Annotated in this window: 9 protein-coding genes; all 9 read right to left on the bottom strand. The window is 42.2% G+C overall.

Annotation, left to right across the window (positions count from 1 at the left end):
- Positions 1-5: 5 nt before the first annotated feature.
- The 9 genes from LMG33818_RS08535 to LMG33818_RS08495 all read right to left on the bottom strand — a co-directional run bounded on the left by LMG33818_RS08535 (position 6) and on the right by LMG33818_RS08495 (position 15,426).
- Positions 6-1,868, bottom strand: a complete 1,863-nt coding sequence (locus LMG33818_RS08535) for a hypothetical protein (protein WP_442322952.1) — start codon at positions 1,866-1,868, stop codon at positions 6-8.
- Positions 1,865-2,356: an ABC-three component system middle component 2 gene (locus tag LMG33818_RS08530; RefSeq protein ID WP_442322951.1), complete on the bottom strand. Its 492-nt coding sequence runs from the start codon at positions 2,354-2,356 to the stop codon at positions 1,865-1,867. Before LMG33818_RS08530 ends, LMG33818_RS08535 begins: the two co-directional genes overlap by 4 nt.
- A gap of 11 nt (positions 2,357-2,367) precedes the next feature.
- A complete protein-coding gene (locus tag LMG33818_RS08525) occupies positions 2,368-3,369 on the bottom strand; it encodes an ABC-three component system protein (protein ID WP_442322950.1) in 1,002 nt (333 codons plus the stop codon).
- A 621-nt stretch (positions 3,370-3,990) separates the two neighbouring features.
- Positions 3,991-7,728: a YobI family P-loop NTPase gene (locus LMG33818_RS08520; RefSeq protein ID WP_442322949.1), complete on the bottom strand. Its 3,738-nt coding sequence runs from the start codon at positions 7,726-7,728 to the stop codon at positions 3,991-3,993.
- 58 nt (positions 7,729-7,786) lie between these two features.
- Complete coding sequence (locus LMG33818_RS08515; protein ID WP_442322948.1) at positions 7,787-9,415, bottom strand: Tn7-like element transposition protein TnsE; 1,629 nt, start codon at positions 9,413-9,415, stop codon at positions 7,787-7,789.
- On the bottom strand, positions 9,408-10,910 hold the full coding sequence (locus tag LMG33818_RS08510; protein WP_442322947.1) for a TnsD family Tn7-like transposition protein: 1,503 nt from the start codon (positions 10,908-10,910) through the stop codon (positions 9,408-9,410). The genes LMG33818_RS08515 and LMG33818_RS08510 overlap by 8 nt, the downstream gene beginning before the upstream one ends.
- Positions 10,910-12,529, bottom strand: coding sequence for an AAA family ATPase (locus LMG33818_RS08505; RefSeq protein ID WP_442322946.1), 1,620 nt, complete (start codon positions 12,527-12,529; stop codon positions 10,910-10,912). The genes LMG33818_RS08510 and LMG33818_RS08505 overlap by 1 nt, the downstream gene beginning before the upstream one ends.
- Complete coding sequence (locus tag LMG33818_RS08500; RefSeq protein WP_442322945.1) at positions 12,522-14,612, bottom strand: TnsB C-terminal domain-containing protein; 2,091 nt, start codon at positions 14,610-14,612, stop codon at positions 12,522-12,524. Before LMG33818_RS08500 ends, LMG33818_RS08505 begins: the two co-directional genes overlap by 8 nt.
- Positions 14,599-15,426: a TnsA endonuclease C-terminal domain-containing protein gene (locus tag LMG33818_RS08495; protein WP_442322944.1), complete on the bottom strand. Its 828-nt coding sequence runs from the start codon at positions 15,424-15,426 to the stop codon at positions 14,599-14,601. The genes LMG33818_RS08500 and LMG33818_RS08495 overlap by 14 nt, the downstream gene beginning before the upstream one ends.
- Positions 15,427-15,441: the final 15 nt, after the last annotated feature.

Genomic DNA, 15,441 nt, shown 5'->3' with positions numbered 1-15,441 from the left:
CATATTTATCTAGCCAACAGCCCATATCGACCATTACTGTCGAGACGAGTGAAGGTCTCAATATGAGCTATATCTCGGATAGCAGTCGGTGGATCTGAATTTTCGATCACGATGAACTGCACTTTGTCCTTTAAACTATCGAGATGTTTATAGAAATGCTCAGCAACACCTGTCTGCTTGAGTAACTTTTCATCATCCGACAATTCACCATAGCGCGATGTCATCGGTTCACGGTAAGTGAGCAGAGGAGTGTCAAGAATGAGGAAACCAGGATATGGAAGATTATTTTCGATACAGAAAACAACAATAGCCACATTAAAAGCAGCATGGAGAATTGCTCTAACGCCTTTACCATTGGCAGAGCGAAGCTTCCCAGCAATAGTGATATCCATAGCTTCCACGTCAAACTGCACCTTGTCTGCATCAGGAAAGTGCCATTCACTAAGTACAAACTTCACTGTTTCGCCAAACCGGAATATTGTAGTCGAATCTGGGCCTACTGACGGTATATCTCCTTTACTACGTCGAGTAGGTTCAGCGTCGATCTCAGATCTCCGAGTTGATAGATTGAAGCGGCGTTTATAAAGATCAAGAATATTTATTATATCAGATCGCTTTGACGCATATACTTCGTAACTTTCTCGCAAAGAAATTTCATGTGGACGCGCTTCCTCTATCTCTCTATCGAGTCGATCAATCTCGTTTTTCTCTAAATCAATAGTCCGACGTAGCCCCTTAGCTTCAGCTTTAAGAGAAACGATAGTTTGAGTCAGCTCACGTTGTTCACGCTCGATCTTGCGAGCTTCAGCGGCGGCAGCTTTATGCGCCATCGCAATTTCTTCCGCCGCATGATTATGTTTATGGGCATCAGACGGGGCACCGCAGACTGGACAATCCATATCGGTCATCGCTATGAGAACGAATCCTCCCTCCTCGATTGACTGTAGGCGCTGAAGATCCGAGTTGTATACAGCTTGTAATTTAGAGAAGCGTTCAATAGTTATCTCAAGCTCTCCTGCTCTTTCTAACAACTCACGGTGGCGCCCCATGGTTTTTCGCCGGCTACCTGTTAGGGCATCAAGTTTTGCTTGGGTATCCTCTAGCCGAGAGGCAAGATCATTTGCTCTCCGGTCTAGACGCCCAAGCTGCTCTTCAGTTTCCTTTTCATCCGGCGGGTTCTCGCCAAGTTCCGCATCAATCTGAGCAATCAACTCATCTACTAGCTCAATTTTCGCAGCCTTGGCCACTTTGCGTTCAGAGGGCTTGGGAACTGTCACGGCGGCGGCGTCATCAATACCGGTAAGCAAAAGCTTGAATAGATTCTGCTCGAAAATTCGCTCAGAAGATGACCCTGAGGTAAAAACGGGACTTTTCTCTGCAATAATGTCCTGTTCGGATACAACAATATAAGGAGACAGCAAGTGAATGGACAGCGTGGACTTTTTACAGTTACCATCTCGAACTATCGATTTTCCCGAAACTCCCATCGCATCTAGTAATAAGTGCGAAATAGTATCGGTGCGTTTCGAATCATGCTTCTCACGGAGAATTTCACCCTTTTTAGCAACATGCTTCTTATGCAGCCCCTCATAAAGCTTAAATTGACCACCATTTGCCGCACGATAAAGCGTAACATCACGATTATCAGATAAACTTAGCCCTAACCAAACTGACTCGTAAGAAGCAATTTCGTCAATTCCAGGTAAATGCTTTGAAGCACCTAGCATGAATAAAATTGCCTTCGAAGCGAAAGATTTTCCAGTGTTCGAAGCACCGTAGAGAATATTAAGTCCTTTACCAAATCTAAGTTCAGCAGGTTCAATACCAGGACTAGTAAAGATGAGATGACGCAACCGAATACCATTCATACTGATTGCCCTGAAGATTTGTCATCAGTCGTGAATTCCATAGTCCAGCGTCCAATCGTAGCTTCAATAAATTCTCGAATTTCATCATTATCTTGTTGAGCAAAGCGTTCCGCCATCCATCTAGCTCGATCCTTGAGCGCGAGAGAATAAGGCGCCTGCAAAATCTCCACGTAACTTGGAGCCTCCTCACTGGCGCAAAACTCTATTCCCGCTTCTGTCTCAAAAACGTCCACAAGGTGCATTTTCTGCATCATACGCAGACTTCTCTCTACCAATTGTCGACGAACTAGAAGTTCGCCGGTACGATTTGGTAGGTCGGGATGGAGACTTTCCGGCACGTCTTGCCCATCAAAATCGCCTGTATGTACAACCAAATGATCAAACCACGTCACTTCCATCAAATCGCAATGACGCGGATGAAACGCCTCAAGCACTACCAAAGCCCGAATACCGGTTTCGAGGGTGCTATTGAACGGATGTTTGTCCAATATCCTTTCCTCTAACGATGCCAGGGCAAACGCCCATCATTTGCAAATTGATGGCAGGTGCCTTGTTTGACTTGAGGGCCTGCATGCTTTCCCAGTATGCCGGATGGTTGCAAGATCGCTGCTTGCTGCATCACTTGGCTAAGCCTTGCCAGCCCATTTGCATGATCATTATCGTGAATTTCAACCACGCCATGATAAATTTCATCCTTAAAGTTGAACAAGTAATCTTCAGGAGTTGAATCTCTATAAAACCTATCAAATGCGACCGAATCAAAGAAGCGAGTACGTTGGTTACGCAGATGTTTGCCAAACTCTGGACTTGCCAGCGCTATTGTGGCATCCGGGAACATCCCCGGGCACTTTTCTTCGTATAGTTTAAGTAGTTGGCCGATGTAAGAAGATTCACTGTCATCTATCTGATCTGGAACAACTCCTCGTGGCGAAGGGCCAGGATCTGCGCCAAACCACTTAACCAAGACAGGCTTACACGCAGGGTCTGCGACGAGCCGCGCAGCATCAAGCCAATGGATTTGTGTGAAATCAAATGCCTTAATCACGTCAATAATTTCAGGACTAAGGGGAATACTCTGCTTTTCCACTAGTTTTCCAGAAATATCTGAATCCCAGCGTTTGAGAAAGGCAGCTCTAAAGAGCTCAGGATGAGCTATATGCTTTTGCACAGCTCTCGCAACACCCCGCGGTGCGACAAACGTGTAGGAACGCGGCAAGGAGTACTCACCGGCAGAGGAATGCATAAATATCTTGCCAAGTTCAATGAAGGCCGAATTTTCGGAAAGTGACCTACCTAGCTGTTTGCATTGGAAATTATCCCACGGCCCCTCCATACGCATATCTGTTAAATAGCCCGTGACATCGCGTCCCATGTCACCCGTACCGCGCCAAAGTTCATGACTGTGATAATCCCTATATCTCTGGTCCAACCAGTCATCAACGAAATTCTCTAAATCATCTGGTGAAAGTGCACGGATCAGGGCAGCATGATTGATACGCATCGACTATCTCCTTATTATTTCTATCCATGCAAACGACTCAAGAGCTTCGTTTTTTATTACTTAATAATCTCATGAGTTAATCTTTGTTTCCATTTACCAAGAGCTTCCCTAACCTAGGCTTCTATTCCTTCTGAAAAATGGTGGACCAACTCCATCGTTTGACACATTTTAGACAAAGATGTCGGCCACCGAGACTTTTCCCCGTCTTCTCTAAAATTTACTTTAAATGCTGCTCTATACTTACCATCACTTAATTGTTTTATCTAAGAATGACAATGACACCTTATTGTTGTCGGATGAAAATAAAGTGTCATCCTATCCAAGCCTAAAAAGGGCCAATTCTGATCGTTTTTTCGTACAAATAAAAAATAAAGTTTCATCCTAATTTTTTTGATTTTATCAAAATCTGTTTGTTTCATGAAAATAAAGTATCATCTCTTAAATAAAAACAATATGTTACAAACATACATTCATCATATTCAAGCCATTCCCTACAAAACTGCCCTCAGAAATGTAGAGGTTGACCTGTTTCTGGTTAGTCCGGTAAGAGGAGAGATATTAAGCAAGCAACATATGTCGCTCTGACTGTAAGCTTTTGTAACAACAAGCGGGCACTTTACACTACGTTTCTTTATATTTTTTATATACTCGAATTACATCTTCGCTTTGCTTATATTTACCTACAATCCCTTCATGTTGAAGACGGGATAGTAAAGCAATATTTTCAGGATTGTTAGGGATAAGAGGTTTATCATAACCAACTTTCGTTAGATTTGGATAATCTCCACCGAGCTCCTGTAAAATCTCAAATAGCCGATCACGATTAATTGATGAAATGATAGGCCAAACGAGTGATATAATTTGAGAAGTTGAAACATTTTCTTGCGCCATTCTTAATATGGCATCATTCGATAGCTCAGTTTTATTTTTGAGAGCATATATAGCTAATTCCGTAAGTCCGGATACATTGGCCTCCCGAGTATAATCTATTGCATTATCGATAATTCTTTTCTTTATTGTTGAATTGATCTTATCGCTTGCCAAGATATTTTCGAGATCATTCCCGACAAGCTCAGGAGTCATATACGTTATAAATTCTTTAGAAGAACAGATGAAATCTTCACGTGTTTTCCACTCTGCTGACAAAAGATATTCATAGGATATAGCATCATCTGCAATAATATTATTTTCAAGTAACAATAAGAAGAGACTACCATTTTCGATGGAAATATCTTGAACATCAAGACAATACGTCAATTTCAAACTTAAAACCAGGTTAACACGTAAAACTGGAGAAGTGAGATACTCATTAGCCCCTATTATTTTTAATGCCAACTTTTCTTTATCTTCCTCATCATAAGAATCAATTTCTAAAATTTTATTTGTAATACTTAGTAGACCAGATAAATACTCATCGATAGATGATTTATTTTTTTTAATATACAGCATTACATTATTAAATGTCGTAGTAAAACGATGATGTTTTGCTAACGAAGGCCAAGCCATTTCAGAAACAGCGGAGATATCCGTTATTATACACTGACTTGATGATCGACGAATAATTTCAGAAACAGCATCAACATTATATTCCAAAACATCTTGTATAACCTTAATAAAGTTAGAATTGTGTTCTATTGTTTTAGTGTCGTCATCAACAGCCTTTAGATATAAGCTCAAGTTATTTAACATGTAATAATATATAATATCATTAACCTCACTAATACTATCCAAAGCTTTATTAGACTTATCATTGATAGCAATTTCAATATTGCTACTATTAATTTCATACAAATTTCGAGAAACGAAAGAAATTAAAACATCTTTACCGAGGACTTTTAAATTAGGTATTAAGATATTGGAATTTTCAAAAAACTCACCAATACTTTCAGATAAGGTAAAGTCTATATTATCCGATTTTAATGTCTCGAACTCAGCATAATGCGTTAACAAATATAGCGAAATTCTTGAATCGGTACGTTGCATCATTGTCGTTAAATGAACAAGTGCCTCATCTACTAATTTCAATTTTAGTACATTTTCTAGTTGAGCATCACTAACAAGAAAGCTAACTATATTATTAGAAAAAATTGAAAGCCGTGCAATTAACTGTTGACTATACTGGCCATAAACCAGATATGCTTGGATAAATTGTGACTGCTTATCTCCATAGCTGGTCAAAGATTTCACTATAACATCAGTTGACTCTTTATCATGGGCCATGAGGTAATCCAGAATGGATATATTATACATCGCTGAATCACTCAAAGAACTTTTCCCTCTCTCACGAATTATAGCATCCACATCATCTTCAGAAAGTTCAAAATACACATCCATCTGATTTCGTTCAACATGGTGGATAATAAAGTTCAATGCAGATGAGCTAATACGATTACCATGAAAAGTTGAGGTATAAAGCGTAAAATTACGACCAATATATCCATTTTTTACAAGTTGGTAAGCTAGACCTTGATTTAATATTTCTAATGAGATCTGATCGAAAGATCGCTCACTTTCACCTACTGAAATTAAAAAACCTGGTTGTCTAATAAGCGTTTCAAAATCGGCACTCCTTAGCAAGGTTATTTCATCTGTTTTACTTTTGATACAATTACTTATTTCTTCACGATCTCCTTCGTTCCACTTTTGGACATCAAAAGTAATCTTAAGACCAGTTTCAACATTACTTCTGGTAAAATAAAAAGAGCAATGTTTCCGAGGATAACTAGTAGTAGATAAATTTAAGTTAATTATAGAATTATTATCATCTCCACAAATAAAATCTTCCCAAAAACCTACCTCATTTAGGGATTCTCTTGAAATAGTTTTCCCCTTAAATTGAAGGTTCTCATTAGCCCAATGACATTTGGCTATTTCTACCGTATTTGTTATAAACTTAATCAGATCTTCGCCTAGATCAACGCACCTGTTTGCGACCCCATTAATATTATTAAGTTTATCACGTAGTTCACGACGTTCTTTCTCAATTTTTTTAATATTTTTCTCTACAAATACTCGACTAGATCTATAAAGGCGATCTAGATTACTATCACCAAGTCGAATCATTTCGAAATCTCGTAAATATTTACTTTTGTAAAGCATCATTGCAAAGAGTTCAGTTTTATTTAGATTCAATCCCTCTCCATCACCAGAAAAAATATGTTTATTAAATGTATAAAACTCATTGTACACATTTTTAATTAATCGCATATCGGGTACATATTGCGCTGCAATGTCAATCAAATCTAAACTAATTTCATTCTTAAAATCTTTAAGTTGTTGTATAATTAAGTTACGAGCACTGAGATGCGTGACAAAGGGAACTACAGGAATAATCAAATCAAAAAATTTAGTACGATTAGCTCGCTCTGTTTCCAGAGTTATGGCATCATTTAATACATTGTCTATTTCACCTGATCTTCGATCTTCTTCATCATATGAAACATTCTCGAAAACACTATCTTTAATGGCATAAATGAAGCGAATAGGCTTCTTATTAAATTGCGATGAAATATTTAGCAGTGAATTTAATGCACGTAATGTCTCGAAGATATATGAATCATTAAATCGATCAATATCTTCAAAAATAACAATATCTCGTTTAGAAATTTCAAAAAAATAAAATATTTCATCTAAATATTGATCAAAATACGACACAGAATTATCATCAAGGGTAATACTGGCAGAGCCTGCAGATAACTGTTTTATATGCAATTTTCCAAAAAACAACCATCGACCTAATAACTCAATACAAGATATAACTATCCAGACTATCGACTGCGACCATATTAATGAAATATGAGGATATGGGAATAAATCCACAATATTTACTGTCCAACCCGTCAATAAAAAAACTACTGATATAACAAAACCAAATAAAATTGCTATCGCTATTTCTCGTATGGGCCTGAACCGCTCTATACGTCTAAATCTTGATCCAGGTGTCTTGGTAGGATCTTCACGGTAGAGCAATTGTTTAACAATTTCTTGCTGGATACGGTTAGTTGGGGTAGTAGCTTGGATAGGCAGTGAATCATCAAGCTTTTGCATCTTGATGGGAGCAAGAGCTGACATAGATAGCTCAACCACTTTTTTTCTATGAATTTGAGCAACTTTTTTTAAGATACTACTTTTACCCACCCCAAAATTACCAGATAGAGCAATATTACATATATTATTATCATCAAGAGCAGCTTCAATAGCCGAAACATATTCTTTATGTTCAGACTCCAGGTATTGAGCAACTAAAGGTTCATAATTAAATGAACTATTTGATAAATTCTCATGTTTATATTTTGTGTTTTTAAACTTGAAGCGCTTACATAATAGGCTGAGATTTTCTTTTACTTTAAAAGTGAACATATAAACGCTCTTTATTTTTCCAAACAAAATAATAAGTGATTGGCCAGAATCAATTATTTTAAAGTAAAATAATCTTTTTTAATCTATTCTGCCAAATACTAAGTCTTCCTGCATTTTCGGCCCCTGTTCCTTCTTTGAAATGATGCACTGAATCAAATGTCATATACATATTAAGAAAAAGCTTTGGCCAACGAGATTTTTTTACTGTTTGTTCCAAAATTTTGTTAAGAAGTTTTTCTACTTTTGTTCCCAAGCCAAAATCTATGATACTTGTCGACATTGCCTTCTTCCCATCTGACATATCGAGTTCCAGAAGATATTTCTCCCGCCCGTCTCTCAGTCGAAATCTAGCAACCAGGCAACAGCGTGGCGTATCTGCATTAATCATGTGAAACGAACATCTTCCCACGGCTGGAAGTGGTCTTGCTTCTATTGATACTAGCTGCAGACGAGGATCTTCGCCTATCTGCTTGATCGTCTCATATAAAAGTGCAAAGCGGTTGCGTAACAATTCACGTGAAATTTCATCCTTACCAAGCTGTTGAAGTTCTCCCGCCGAGTTAGTCCCATCCATTACTGGCTCGCCAATACCAAGTACTCGACTTGATCCATCACCACCAGCTAATCCATCGTCATCAGTCTTTCTGCCATAGCCTGCTGCACGCTCGCCAGCATAGGCCATTCGGGTAGATATGTGGCTATCAAAGGAGATAGATTCATCCGGCAGTTCAATTAATTCAGGAGCATTTCCATCACTAGGTTCATGATTTATATCTACCTCAATATCCATATTCTCTGCATTGCCAACACTATTACCCGGACTTGCGTTGCCACGTATAGGAGCTTTGTGTGAAGGATGGTGAAAAACGACATCCCGCTGATTAGTAATCTTCAGGCCAGAGAGGCTGCATATCTCGCCTACCAGAATCGATTTCTCATCCTTGCTTAATCGACCAGATACTGTGATTTTTGTGCCATGGATGTTAGCTGGAGGTAAAAAGTTGAAATTCCATCGTTCATATCTGCTCTCGCTCTGTTGCACTTCCTTATTAAGATGCTCCCAGATGGATTCAAATGATCGCCTTACCTCCGGCTCAAGCAGCAACCAGCTAAAATGCCGCTGATAAGCCTGATGCAGCATATTCTTGAGAGGAACCCCAGTTCTGGCAAGTGTGTGGATATGGAGCGTTGCTTCATCCTCCCGCTCCTCTATGTTGAACAACATATCCAAACCATTGGAGACAAGGGCGGCACGTGTCAGAAAACCTGCATGGAAGAAAAGCTTTCTGGCCAGTTCGAATTTGGGCAACCATACTGTCAGTTCACCAACTTGAAACACAAAGCAACGCTGAGAGGCAATCTCGCCCCTCTTAGCCAACCCCCACCATAGATCGGGAAAATTACCTAAATCGTTTTCACCCCAGCTATGGACATGAGGCAATACGATTTCATGAAAACCTCTTTTGGACTGATATGGAGTATTCCCATCACCAGTGAACGTGCGTCCCACTCCAAGCACGCTGGCAGCCTCTATATCGAATTTCTCCATACTCCGTTTATCATACCGGTCTTCAAAGAGTGCTGCGATTCTCCACGATTGAGCATGCGGTCGACTTGATCGAAAAATATTTCCTATCCCCAAAAGCTGAGCTGGATAGGGGATATCTCGAAAAGTTATCTTACTCAAGGTAGCTCCCTATACACCTCAGAAATCGTACACTCAGCGGCTGTAGTTTACTGTCTTCCAGTCCACATCGCCTTTTAAGCTCCCAGAGATTTGGTGTTACACCTTGCCGGGCATCAATACATAATTCACGTGTAATACGGCGAATTTGATACTCACCTATGGATTCTGAATGGCCCGCTAGGAAATTTCGACATAACGGCAACCGATGCAGGTTATGCTCTACAGAAGAACGGTGAGGAATTTGTGCCAAATACCAATTCCTGCTTTGTCTAGGCTGATCCATACTCTCACCAACTAAGTAATCCAGCCTGATCAGTAACTTGACGAGATAGCGATCTCTTTTCACCCAATCTACTTGCCTACTATTCCCACGTTTTACTCGCCTGGCTGCATTTTCACGCATGAGCCACTTGCGGTCGTGCCGATACAACCAGGCATAACAGGCCTTTTGATTCTCTCGAGCAATAGATGGACTTTCATAGCGATCAAGTGCTGAACACCATTGTTGTCGGTAACACTCTGAATTAGCTGAGGTCACTGAGGAGGAGATAGTTCGGTCATTCTTGAGCTTATATGACTGACGACTGCTAGCGTCAGCGAAGACATCATCCACTGAGACATTCGGCTTTAAGGCCGTCCATACTACCAAGTGCTGAAGAGGAGAAAATGACTTGCGGTGCTTCCTGAACATCGCGGTTAACCACAATGGCGGTAGAGTCGCTTTTTCCCGCAACCGGTGTCGTTCAAGATAATCTTTATTGAAAGCTCCCTGCACCCGCTCCCATATGACCTCACTTCTTACTTGCTGACCTCTACGTGCATTCGCCATGGAAGCAATATGGCGATAAAAATTCGTCCATCGTCCATACTCAGGAGACGGCTTACATAGGCCTTTGATCAATTGCTCAAATGAACGGGCAAGTAATACTTCAGACTCGTCGGCCAACAGTTCTCGCTGATCTCTATCCAAGAGTTGGCTGGATGCTGCATGAAATTCATGCCGCTGAATACGCCTATAGGGTATATGAGAATTCAACAGTAGGCATGAGTGCCTGGCACAAGCAACGTTTCCTTCTATTTGCCAACTACGCTTCCAATAAGGCTCCCCCAGCTGATCAACCATCTCCTTGAGGCATTTAGGGCAATATCGGAGCCATTCCGGCCATTTCACCGTTGATGTTGAGATACCGGCCAATCCGATGGTTGGCTTATCCTTGCCAAGCATCGCCTTGTACAGATTGACTCGACGTTGCTGGGGGATAAAAGGTGCATAGAGAGGAAATAGCGTGTGGTGATATATGAGATAATTAGCATCCAACCCTGTATTACTGGCCAAGTCATCCAGATGGGTCGGCAAGTCCGTTATAGCAGCGACCTTGCTGTCGTTAAAAAGAAGGTTCAACAGTCCCTTATGATTTTCCATCCCAAGGTGCACTCGGCAGCGGGCAATACCGCTATACAATAATTCATCCGGGTACAGTCTGGGAAAATACATCAGGCCACTCCAAGCAACTCATCCAGATCCATGATAAGGCCTGACTGCTGGCAGCGATCATGGATAGCATCTGGTGGCCCCTCCACATAAATTCGTCGCAAATCATTCGTATCCATTTGCGCCCATTCCGATTGTTTTATTCTAGAAGGGACTTTGGACTTGGACGTAACAGGTTTATCCTGCACATAATTAGCTGTGGCTTTGTGCATCAAGAGATTCATCGGGGCATCGGGATTTCGTGCTACCAGGTCATCAGCCATGGGGATAGCGACATCTGCTGGTGTCCCCATGCTCTGCAACAACATCGCCAATTTCTTTGCTTTATCACCCTCTACAGGAGTTGGAATGAGCGGGATATCTATATCATCTACTGATCTTCCCAAAGCAAGCATCTTATTCTCGATATCTGGCATAAGCAGATCATCATACTTGGCAATGAGTTCTGTTCTTCCACTTCGAAGTGCCGCCAACATTGGATGAACCGGTTTGAAATCATCTGCAAAAACTTTCTTTAACAGCGCTGAATTCAACGTTTCCGCCCCGGTTACTATCGCTCGCATCTGAGCCAAGACAAATAACTTGATCACTATGTCCATGACACCTTGAGTCAAGTCATACATAACCTCAACCAGCTCATCATCCAATGGTCCAGCCTGCTGCAGCCACTGATACTTCCATAGTCGTTCCAACATTTGATGCCATTGCCGATCATTCGGGAGTCTATCCCACTCAAAGCTACTGATGCCGGTAATACGTCGAGCTGCACGGAAGGTTCGCTGGAAAAACTTGCGTGCTCTATGAGTGCCCACCTGAATAACTGGAACTCCAATCGTATTGACGAGAGAAACAAAAAAATTGTGCATTTTCTCTGCGCCACCAGATCTAGCTTCATTCAGGTTTTGGACTTCGTCGATGATCAAAACGCCAAGCGCGTGCAGATTGGCTATTTGGCACATTGAGGCCAATAGACGCTTGGTTCCCAATTTCTTACGGCCATGACTTCGGCTATATTGAGTGCCCAGAACTTTGTCTACCGCATTGAAAAAACCAAGACACAGCTCATCCAGATCACCATCAATAGGGCAATCAAGCTTCAGATATACCAATTGGGTGATATTGTAATCTGGGTGATGCATGCATTGCGGGTACATTCCCAGAATACGCTCTAGTGTTCGTGATTTACCGGAGCCAGAGCAACCAAACAGTGAAATGCATAATGCCGTAGAGACGGTTGACTGGTATACCGCTGCATCCAGGTTCTCTTCTTCTACTCGCCTAAAGCCATTCTGCAAATGCTGATAGAACGCCCCGTTTTCAGGATTCCGGCCAATATATCCCTGGCGAATCATCAGGGATATTTTTTGTTCCAATGCCAGATGATGATTCATGGGCTGGAAAAAATGATGAAGCAGTCGACAAAGAGCATGCACTCGTAAATGACCCGGGAAACAAGACTCCGCGGGATCATAGTCCGGTAGTAATCGAAGCTCTTTAACAACCTGCTTTATTTCGGGTACTGGGGGCAAAGCACGAATGAGAGGGTTTTCCTGGTACTCAACCAGTTGTTGATCATGATAGATAGCTGTTGGTATAGGCCCGTTTCTGGATATATCAGTCATCCTCATCCCCAAAGGTCAACTCCGAATAATCCGGAAAGGAATAGTCCTTTTCATCACCACCCTTGATAGGTACTACATCAGCGGGTTTGCTCATAGGCGTTGATTTGTTTGGACGGAATGCCGTTCTTTGACGTTCGTCACGTTTTTCACGCTGCTTATTCTCACGTACCTGAACACCCAAATCCTTCTTGCTGATGCCATTTTTCAGAACACCATCCTGCTTGGCCTGATCATTAATCTCCTGGAGCTGCTGAATCAATTTACCTTTCTGCTTATGGCTGCTCATTGATGCATCGCCATCACTCTGACGTTCTTTCTTTGACAGTAGAGCGACATCCCAAAAGGTCATGCCTCGAAAGCGTCTGCTATGATCCGATAACTCACATACCCAGTACTCTTTAAGGCTGTGGGAAGGGCGAAGATAGATGTGATCGGCACTACGAGGATCATAAGCCACTGTGACTTTACCAGGACGATTGTTTCTCTGCTTACGATGAAACCATCCTTCTTCAATCGCTTTTACGCATGTGTAATAGCAACCGAATAAACGAATTCCCTGGTCAGAAACTGTCGCTTTGTCGTGGGGAAGTAAATTAATACGGACGAGATCCTCACTGGCTGTTCTTAATTTGCCAGTCAATGCGGATAACCCCCAGTTCCAGATTTCCAAAGGAATCGCTGGCAAATTGGCAGGCATATGTCGCGGCCGGTCATATTTCACCATGGTATTGTAATTGTTGTGATGCAATACACAGGCGATAATCTGTCGGGTAAACCTGCTTAGTGTGAGGTTGGCTTCAAGCCGTGTATCTCTACCACCGCGCTTACGACTGGTAATACCTTCCACCACACCATTTGCATATGGCTTGAACGCCTGTTGTTCGGTACCGAATACACGCTCCACAATACCCTTGGCATCTCCGCGTCGGGCAGGCGCATTTTCTATGCGCACACCAAAAGCTTCGGAAAACGTTTCAACCTTTGTACCATTCAATTCTCCCTTATCGGCCAATATCACCTCAGGCAATCCAACGACTGGCCAGTCAGCAGCATCTATATCGATATCATACTGCTTACAGAACGCCACCTTGTCGGTAATCGTATTGGCAAGAGCCATCATGGCGCTCACCCATGAAGGTCCTTCAAATCCAACGTATATACCCGCAATCATACGGCTAAAGGAATCAATGGCCATATAAACAACCGGCCTACCTACAACCAGACTGGTATCCTGTTCAGACACTAGGTAGATATCCGCAATGGTGGCATCAAATTGGTAACGATGCCCTGGCCCCAAAGCCTCTGCAGTAGAGCTCCCCTTCAAAGGGCGAAAATCCTTGGCAAAGTCAACGAAGGATTTCTGGCGAGGTAGCGTCTCAGTGAAATGAAATCTCTGCTGATAAAAATACCTGAATTGCTCAATGGTTGGCTGTTCCTGGATGGAAAGATGTGGATACTTCACTGAAAGCACGTTTAACACATCTGCATAAACGTGAGAAACAGGGGGAGGATTCTCTTTGAATAGCTTGTCATTAATAGCAAACTGGAATATTTTTTCAATTTCGGGCGTAATGTTAGTTCCGCTGCCAGATCTGATGCTTCTGGGGCGGCCTCGTTTTGTTTCCCCCGCTTTACGTTTAACTCCCCTCGCACCGGAATTAATATAGGACGGAAGCAAGGCATTCGGTTTCATCCCACGTTGCCAGTAACGTCTCAACAAGCGATAGACCGTTTGCTTAGTGACAGAGTGCTTTTGTCCAACTGCATTGACTATGGTTCCCCGAGAAGTCCGTTCAAATAATCCAGGATCCTCCACGATGGGTTGCAGCATAGCCCAAGCTTGATCCCGTTTTATTTGATCAACGGAGCCTTCTTCCACTTCTCGCAGCGTATTTTCCAAAAAGGGATCATCAATAGGCTCAGCCACTCGATCAAACAGCAGCTCTTCCAAATTATCCGTCGAGACTATCTCAGGCATGGCTGATTTAGCATCTATATCGATCCAGACCGTTTTATCAGTACCACTCCAAAGAATGCGCCGCCTTAGCTGACCATCGAAAAGGACCTGATTAACTGGAAGCATGTAATACCTCCTCGAATTGCGTGCCCTGATGAGCGAGATCCTGGGCCGTAAGCTCTTCTACAGGAATACGAATATCAAAAGAGAAGCGACGATTCGCCAACAAACGACGAAGCCAGTAGAGAGCAACTCCAGTATCCAACCTATAAGCAACATCCAATTTTTGAGCTATTGCTCGCAATGGTTTATCGGCAGATCGCTCCAATTCATGAAGAAATAACGCCTCATAATGCGTTAGCTCTTCATTTGAGATGCCGCTATCTACCTGACCAGGATAAAGCCATTGAATATTGCTGAAGACCGTTTTGGAAAACTCTCTCTCTGTGACCAGTTTCCAGAGGATGCCTTTTGATTCCCAATACCGGCGCTCTATTTCGAGCCTCTCAATGACCGAAGACTTTTCTAAATCAGCGCTGTATTTCGCCTGAATGGCGACCTGAGACGGAGTTATCCCCTCTTCTAAATCAACCAGAAAATCCGTACTCAAAACCTGAGCAGTCCCCTTGAACCTCGCTTGAGGTAATCCATACTCGTCACAAATGCGGGTAGTGTCTTCAACACGCATGGGAAACTGTTCGCGTATATCCACTACAGGCAATGACCAATCAAGAATAAAGAAGACGGCCAGTTCGAGATCTGAAAGCAGGTGATGGAGACGGTTGGTTTTCAACCCTGGCAACCGATGAGAACGGCCAAAAGATGAAACATCACGCGTATAGATGAAAGGTTTATACTCTTGACCATGACCTTCGCCTCGTCCATCTGCTATTCGCTGATCGATCTGCTTTTGCGTTAGGCCCTTGAAGGTTTTCGACATCCATCAACTCCCCAG

Source organism: Cernens ardua, assembly GCF_051251085.1.
In the GTDB taxonomy this organism is placed as follows: Bacteria; Pseudomonadota; Gammaproteobacteria; order Pseudomonadales; family Halomonadaceae; genus Cernens; species Cernens ardua.
Note: the sequence above shows the minus strand (reverse complement) of the source record. Positions and strands in the feature narration are given on the sequence as shown.

Excerpts from the sequence above, each read along its gene's own strand:
- LMG33818_RS08505 (WP_442322946.1), bottom strand. The coding sequence starts at position 12,529 with ATGACTGATATATCCAGAAACGGGCCTATACCAACAGCTATCTATCAT.
- LMG33818_RS08525 (WP_442322950.1), bottom strand. The coding sequence starts at position 3,369 with ATGCGTATCAATCATGCTGCCCTGATCCGTGCACTTTCACCAGATGAT.
- LMG33818_RS08495 (WP_442322944.1), bottom strand. The coding sequence starts at position 15,426 with ATGTCGAAAACCTTCAAGGGCCTAACGCAAAAGCAGATCGATCAGCGA.
- LMG33818_RS08500 (WP_442322945.1), bottom strand. The coding sequence starts at position 14,612 with ATGCTTCCAGTTAATCAGGTCCTTTTCGATGGTCAGCTAAGGCGGCGC.
- LMG33818_RS08510 (WP_442322947.1), bottom strand. The coding sequence starts at position 10,910 with ATGTATTTTCCCAGACTGTACCCGGATGAATTATTGTATAGCGGTATT.
- LMG33818_RS08520 (WP_442322949.1), bottom strand. The coding sequence starts at position 7,728 with ATGTTCACTTTTAAAGTAAAAGAAAATCTCAGCCTATTATGTAAGCGC.
- LMG33818_RS08535 (WP_442322952.1), bottom strand. The coding sequence starts at position 1,868 with ATGAATGGTATTCGGTTGCGTCATCTCATCTTTACTAGTCCTGGTATT.